Source organism: Streptomyces sp. NPDC059534 (assembly GCF_042743475.1).
Taxonomy (GTDB): domain Bacteria; phylum Actinomycetota; class Actinomycetes; order Streptomycetales; family Streptomycetaceae; genus Streptomyces.
Window position 1 is genome coordinate 180,292 of sequence record NZ_JBHWAQ010000013.1, and the last position, 6,257, is coordinate 186,548.

General features: G+C 72.8%; 5 protein-coding genes. 4 read left to right on the plus strand and 1 reads right to left on the minus strand.

Annotated elements, in window-relative coordinates; translation table 11 throughout:
* Positions 1-53 precede the first annotated feature (53 nt).
* Entirely contained in the window at positions 54-725 is a 672-nt protein-coding gene (locus tag ACFVZH_RS18075; protein ID WP_384898336.1) for a GntR family transcriptional regulator, read from the plus strand.
* Between the two features lie 68 nt (positions 726-793).
* Here the strand turns inward: ACFVZH_RS18075 and ACFVZH_RS18080 are convergent, their stop codons facing one another.
* Entirely contained in the window at positions 794-2,308 is a 1,515-nt protein-coding gene (locus ACFVZH_RS18080; RefSeq protein WP_384898337.1) for a hypothetical protein, read from the minus strand.
* 184 nt (positions 2,309-2,492) lie between these two features.
* On the opposite strand from ACFVZH_RS18080, the gene ACFVZH_RS18085 reads away from it, so the two are divergent.
* The 3 genes from ACFVZH_RS18085 to ACFVZH_RS18095 all read left to right on the plus strand — a co-directional run bounded on the left by ACFVZH_RS18085 (position 2,493) and on the right by ACFVZH_RS18095 (position 6,137).
* Complete coding sequence (locus ACFVZH_RS18085; RefSeq protein ID WP_384898338.1) at positions 2,493-3,200, plus strand: hypothetical protein; 708 nt, start codon at positions 2,493-2,495, stop codon at positions 3,198-3,200.
* A gap of 148 nt (positions 3,201-3,348) precedes the next feature.
* Positions 3,349-3,942: a TetR/AcrR family transcriptional regulator gene (locus ACFVZH_RS18090; protein WP_384898339.1), complete on the plus strand. Its 594-nt coding sequence runs from the start codon at positions 3,349-3,351 to the stop codon at positions 3,940-3,942.
* 122 nt (positions 3,943-4,064) lie between these two features.
* Positions 4,065-6,137, plus strand: a complete 2,073-nt coding sequence (locus tag ACFVZH_RS18095; RefSeq protein ID WP_384898340.1) for a discoidin domain-containing protein — start codon at positions 4,065-4,067, stop codon at positions 6,135-6,137.
* The last annotated feature ends 120 nt before the right edge of the window (positions 6,138-6,257 follow it).

The window sequence follows — 6,257 nt, forward strand, 5'->3', positions numbered from 1 at the left end:
ACCGGCGGCGTGCTCCGCCGGTGGCGACACGAAGGAACGGAAGGTCACAGGCGATGAGCAGCGCGGTGCAGAAGCGGCGGCCGCAGACCGCCCAGCAGTTCGTCCTGGAGGAACTGCGGCGCGCCATCACCACCGGCGAGCTCAAGCCGGGCGACCAGATCGTCCAGGACTCCCTCGCCGCCCGGTTCGAGGTGAGCCGGGTACCGCTGCGCGAGGCCCTGAAGGCCCTGGAGGCCGAGGGCCTCGTCGTCCACCACATACACCGGGGCTACTTCGTCGCCGAGCTCTCGCTCGCCGACCTGGAGGAGATCTACCGCATCCGCGAACTCCTGGAGACGGAGGCGGTCCGCGTCGCCCTACGGCGGATGCCCGACGGCACCCTCACCGCGCTCGAACGCCTCCAGGAGGACGTCGAACGCGCCGCCGACGCCGGGGACGTCCCCGGCATGGCCGCGGCGAACCGCCGCTTCCACTTCACCCTCGTCGAAGCCTCCGGCATGCCCCGCCTCGTCCGTCTCATCGCCACCCTCTGGGACTCCACCGACGCCTACCGCTCCCTGTACTACACCGACACCCCGCACCGCGAGCAGGCCGTCGACGAGCACCGCGCCGTCCTCACCGCCCTCCGCCACGGCGACGCCGACACCGTGGTCCGCCGCCTCGACGAACACCGCTCCCACGCGGTGGCGGCCCTGCGCCGGGTCCTGCCCCCGGACCGGGGCTGAGCCGCGAGGACCCCGGTCCGGGCCCAGGGAACACGGCGGGCGGTCAGACGGCGGGCCCGGCGGCCCTGTCACCGCCCCGCGCGACGGCCCACGCCGACCAGGAAGAGGAGCACCGCCACGACGGCCACGGCCCAGGGGGCGCCGCCGGCGGCGTGCACGGGGTCGGTGAACATGCTCGCGGCGGCGAGCCCCAGGAAGGCGCCCGAGGCGACCAGGCCGGTGCCGGCGGGCATGTCCCCCGCCGTACGCCACTTCCTGCGCGGAATCCACAGCCGCAGCAGGTCCACGACCACGGCCAGCGAGACGAGGCGGGACGCGACGGCGCACCACAGCGGCGTCGCGTCCGTCTCTCCCGCGCCCAGGACCGCCGTCATGCCGAACAGTGCGACCGGCACGAGCCAGCCGAGACCGGCCCGGACACCGGGCACCCCGGGGACGTCGGCCACGACGCCCCCGCCGGCTGCCCGGGCGCCATCGGCTTCTCCGGCGCTTTCCGCGCCGCCCGCGCCCGCCGGGCCCTTCGAGCCCGCCGGCCCCTTCGAGTCCTTCGAGTCCTTCGACAGGGACACGCCGTTCGTTCCCGCCGGGTCTTCCGGTCCCGGCGCGCCGGCGTCCGCGGGCCGCGGCGCCGGGATCGCCGGAACCACCGGCGCCACGGCGGGTACCGGTCGCAGGGCCCGGGAACGGGCGCGGCGGTCGCGGAGCCCCAGATCGCCGTACCGGTCGACGTGGGCGGCCAGCTCGGCCCGGAGCGCGAGCAATCGCTCCGCCGTCTCGTCGAACTCGGCCCGCCTCCGGTCGGCCTCGGCCTGCGCCTCGCGTTCGGCACCGGTCAGCAGCGTCAGTTGTTCCGCGTGGATCCGTTCGGCCTCGGCGCGAGCGGATTCCGCGGTCTTCGGGACGCGGGCGAGTTCCTCTTCGAGGCGGACCCGCTCGTTCTCGATGATCTCGTCGATGCGGTGCCGCTCGTCCGCCGGCAGTTCCTGGGGCGCGCGGGCCGCGGCCCGCGCGACGGCGGCTCGGCGCCACTCCATCAGCGGGCGGCCCCGGTGCTCGCCGATGCCGTTGATGTGGACCTTGCGGCCCTCGGTGCGGTGGATGTAGAGCACCTCGCCGCCGCGGCCGTTGGGGGCCTTGCCCCAGCTGACCCGCCGGAAGTCGGCGGCCGTACGGATGCCCTGGGCCGCCAGGTCGCGGACCAGGCCGCTGCCGATGCCGTTCACCTGGCTCGCGGTCAGACGCGTGCCGCGCAGCGCGCTTTCGATCGCCTCGCGGCGCAGCACGGCGAGCGCCCGCCGCTCCCGGCTCGCCCGCTTGCCGTCGAGGCCGTCGAGCGTGCCCGTGAGGGAGCGCGCGCGCCTGGCCTGCTTCTCGTGGATCCGCTGGAGGGACTTGCCGCGTCGCGCCTCCGCCCGGGTCCGTTGCCCGGTCTCGCGGTTCAGCCGACGCCGGTCGGCGAGTTCGAACGGGCCTCGCGCCAGGAGGAGGCGGCGATGGGCGCGGACCGATTCGACGAGCCGTCGTCGCTCGGCGCGTATGTCGGCGCGGTCGGTGGACTGGAGTGCGGTGGTGCTGTCGGTCACGGCGGCTCTTCGCAAGACGGGAGAACGGGAAGGCTCATTATCGCCATCGGCGAGGACGAGTACCGGCCAGGGTGTCCCGGCTCTCCCCGCTGCCCCGTACCCGCAACCGCGGTGCGGGATGGCGCGTCTTCGGCCCTGCCGGACCGTGGACGGACGGCGCGAACCGACACAAGGGGGTCCTGCGGTGAACGGGAAGAGAAACTGGCCGGCACGGGGTACGTGGCTGATCACCGCCCTGGCACTGGCGTCGGTCACGGTGGGGTGCCAGGACACGGGCGGCGGCACGGGAGGGGCGAACCCCAAGCCCGGGAAGTCGGCCGGGTCCTCGAAGGCGCCGGGCAAGGGCAAGGAATCGGCCAAGCCGTCGCCGACCGCGTCGAAGAAGCCGAAGAAGCCGGGCAAGGGCACCTCGGCGGGCGCGCTGACCTGTGAGGGGTTGCGCGATGCCGCGCTGCAGACATCGGACTTCCGGTTCCCCGACGCCCCGGAGGGCACCGTCGCCTTCACCGACGGCCGGTGGGAGGGCGACGGTGTGGTGATCGAGCTCCAGCCGCAGTGCGGCATCGGGGACATGACGGGGGATCCGGCCGAGGACGCCGTGGCCGCCGTCAAGGTGACCACGGGCGGTACGGGCAAGTTCTACGGGCTGGTCACCTGGCGCAACGACTCCGGGACGCCGGTGCCCGTGGCGGCGGCCTCGCTCGGCGACCGCACCCCCGTGCAGTCGATCGACGTCTCCACGCCGGCGGCCCGTCAGGCCACCGTCGTCTACCTGACCCGCGGCGACTCCGACCCGGCGGCCGTCGTCACGATCCGGCGCACCGCCGTCTACCGCGTGACCGAGCCCACCATGACCGAACTCGACCACAGCGACGCCCCCTACTCCCCCTGATGTTCCGGTTCACCGGTCCCGCCGCGCACGGCGGGACCGGCACGGAGGTCCGCGCCCCGGCGTGGATCCGGCGTGGATCCGAGGTCGACCACGCGGGAGGCGGGCAAAGGTCCGACCGTTACCCTTGCGCCGGACGCGAGGAGGAACCATGGGGCGGATGCCGTCGGCCGAACGACGCAGGCAGCTGGTCGAGGCGGCGATCAGGGCGATGACCAGGGACGGGGTCGCCCGGACGACCACGCGGTCGATCTGCGCCGAGGCGGGCGTCTCGCTGAGCGTCTTCCACTACTGCTTCGAGTCCAAGCAGGCGCTGCTCGAGGCGGCGATCGAGGCGATCACCGGAAACTACGTGACGCGGGTGATGTCGGCGGTGGAGCCGGGCAGCACGCTCCGGGAGACCGTCCGGGGCGCGCTGCAGACGTACTGGGACCATGTGACGGCCCACCCGGGCGAGCACATGCTGACGTACGACCTGACCCAGTACGCCCTGCGGGAGCCGGGGTTCGAGCATCTGGCGCGGGCCCAGTACGACCAGTACGTGGCGTCGGCGGCGGCCCTGCTGGAGCAGGTCGGCGAGGTACGGGGGCTTGAGCCGCGGGTACCGGTGGAGGTGCTCGCCCGGTATCTGGCGGCCGCGATCGACGGTCTGACACTGCAGTTCCTGGTGCTCGGCGACGCGCGTGTCGCCGCCGGACACCTGGATCTGACGGCAGATCAACTCGTTGCCCTGATGGAGGATTGAGGCATCGGGGGAGATTCTCGTCTCACCAACAGGTCATTTGACCCGGACTCTTGACTCACTCCCTCGACACCGCGATCCTCGGGGCGCCCGGTACACCCCCACCGCCCGGAGGCTCGCTGATCATGACTCGACCCATTTCGCGCGGGAGTGGCGGCAGATCCGCCCTCCTGGCGCTGTTCCTCGCCCTGGCCGCCGTGCTCTTCGGCTCCGCTCCGGTCCCCGCCGCCGACGCCGGCGGCGGTTGGTGGGAGCCCACGTCCCGGCCCGCCGCCGACTCCCAGATCAACGTCACGGGTGCGCCGTTCAAGGGAACGGACGCCCAGGGCAAGGTGCGCGGGTTCATCGACGCGCACAACCACCTGATGTCCAGCGAGGGCTTCGGCGGCCGGATGATCTGCGGCAGCCCGTTCTCGGCCGCGGGCGTCGCCGACGCCCTGAAGGACTGTCCCGAGCACTACCCGGACGGCTCCGGCGCCCTCTTCGAGCACCTCACCGGCGGCGACAACGGGAAGCACGACCCGGTCGGCTGGCCCACGTTCAAGGACTGGCCGGCGAACAACTCCCTCAGCCACCAGCAGAACTACTACGCCTGGGTCGAGCGCGCCTGGCGCGGCGGCCAGCGCGTGCTCGTCAACGACCTGGTGACCAACGGACTGATCTGCTCGCTGCTGCCCCGTGACCGGAGCTGCGACGAGATGACCGCGATCCGTCTGGAGGCCCGCAAGACGTACGAGATGCAGGACTACGTCGACGCGATGTACGGCGGCCCCGGCAAGGGCTGGTTCCGGATCGTCACGAGCGCCGCGCAGGCCCGCTCGGTGATCGAGCAGGGCAAGCTCGCGGTCGTCCTCGGCGTGGAGACCTCGGAGCCCTTCGGCTGCAAGCAGATCCTCGACGTCGCCCAGTGCGGGCAGGCGGACATCGACAAGGGCCTCGACGAGCTGTACGCGCTCGGCGTGCGCAGCATGTTCCTCTGCCACAAGTTCGACAACGCGCTCTGCGGCGTGCGGTTCGACAGCGGCACGACGGGCGTGGCGGTCAACATCGGCCAGTTCCTGTCCACGGGCACGTTCTGGACCACCGAGAAGTGCGCCGGCCCGCAGCACGACAACCCGATCGGCCTCGCCGCCGCACCGGCCGCCATGGCGGCGAAGCTGCCGGCCGGCGTGGCCGTTCCCTCGTACGCCTCCGACGCCAAGTGCAACAACCGCGGCCTGACGAGGCTCGGCGAGTACGCGGTGCGGGGCATGATCGACCGCGGGATGATGCTGGAGCTCGACCACATGAGCGTCAAGGCCGCCGGGCGGGCGCTCGACATCCTGGAGGCCGAGGAGTACCCCGGCGTCCTGTCCAGCCACAGCTGGATGGACCTGGACTGGACCGAGCGGCTGTACCGTCTCGGCGGTTTCGCCGCCTCGTACATGCACAACGCCGAGGGGTTCGTCGGTGAGGCCGCGCAGAAGGCGGACCTGCGGAAGAAGTACGGGGTCGGCTTCGGCTACGGCACGGACATGAACGGCGTCGGCGGCTGGCCCGGCCCGGTCGGGAACGACGCGCCGAACTCCGTGAAGTACCCGTTCCGCAGCTTCGACGGCGGCTCGGTGATCGACCGTCAGGTCACCGGCGAGCGCACCTGGGACCTCAACACCGACGGCGCCGCGCACAACGGTCTCGTGCCGGACTGGATCGAGCAGATCCGGCTGTCTCCCGGTGGCCCGGGCGTCGTGGACGAGCTCTCGCGGGGAGCGGAGTCGTACCTGACCACCTGGAAGCGGACCGAGGACCACGAGCCGGGCGTGAACCTGGCATCGGGCAAGCCCACCGGGGCCAGCACGTCGGAGTGGTGGAACCCGTTCGTCAGCTTCGCGCCCGGCCGCGCGGTCGACGGTGACACGGGCACGCGCTGGGCCAGCGAGTGGTCGGACGACCAGTGGTGGCAGGTGGACCTCGGGTCCGCGCACCGCATCGGACGGGTCACGCTCGACTGGGAGCAGGCGTACGCACGGGAGTACCGGATCGAGCTGTCGGACGACGGCGCCACCTGGCGGACCGCCTGGTCCACGCAGGCGGGCGACGGTGGGTACGACACCGCGGAGTTCCCCTCGCAGTCGGCACGGTACGTCCGGATCCACGGCGTGCGGCGGGCGACCCAGTGGGGTTACTCGCTCATCGAGGTGGCGGTCAAGCGCTCCTGACCACGGAGCAGTCGGCAGCACAGGAGGGGCCGGCCCGGTCGGGGGGTGCCGGCCGGCCCCCCCGAGGTCGGCGCCCCCCCCCACACGGGGGGGGCCAGCCGGGCGGGGGGGGTGTTTGCC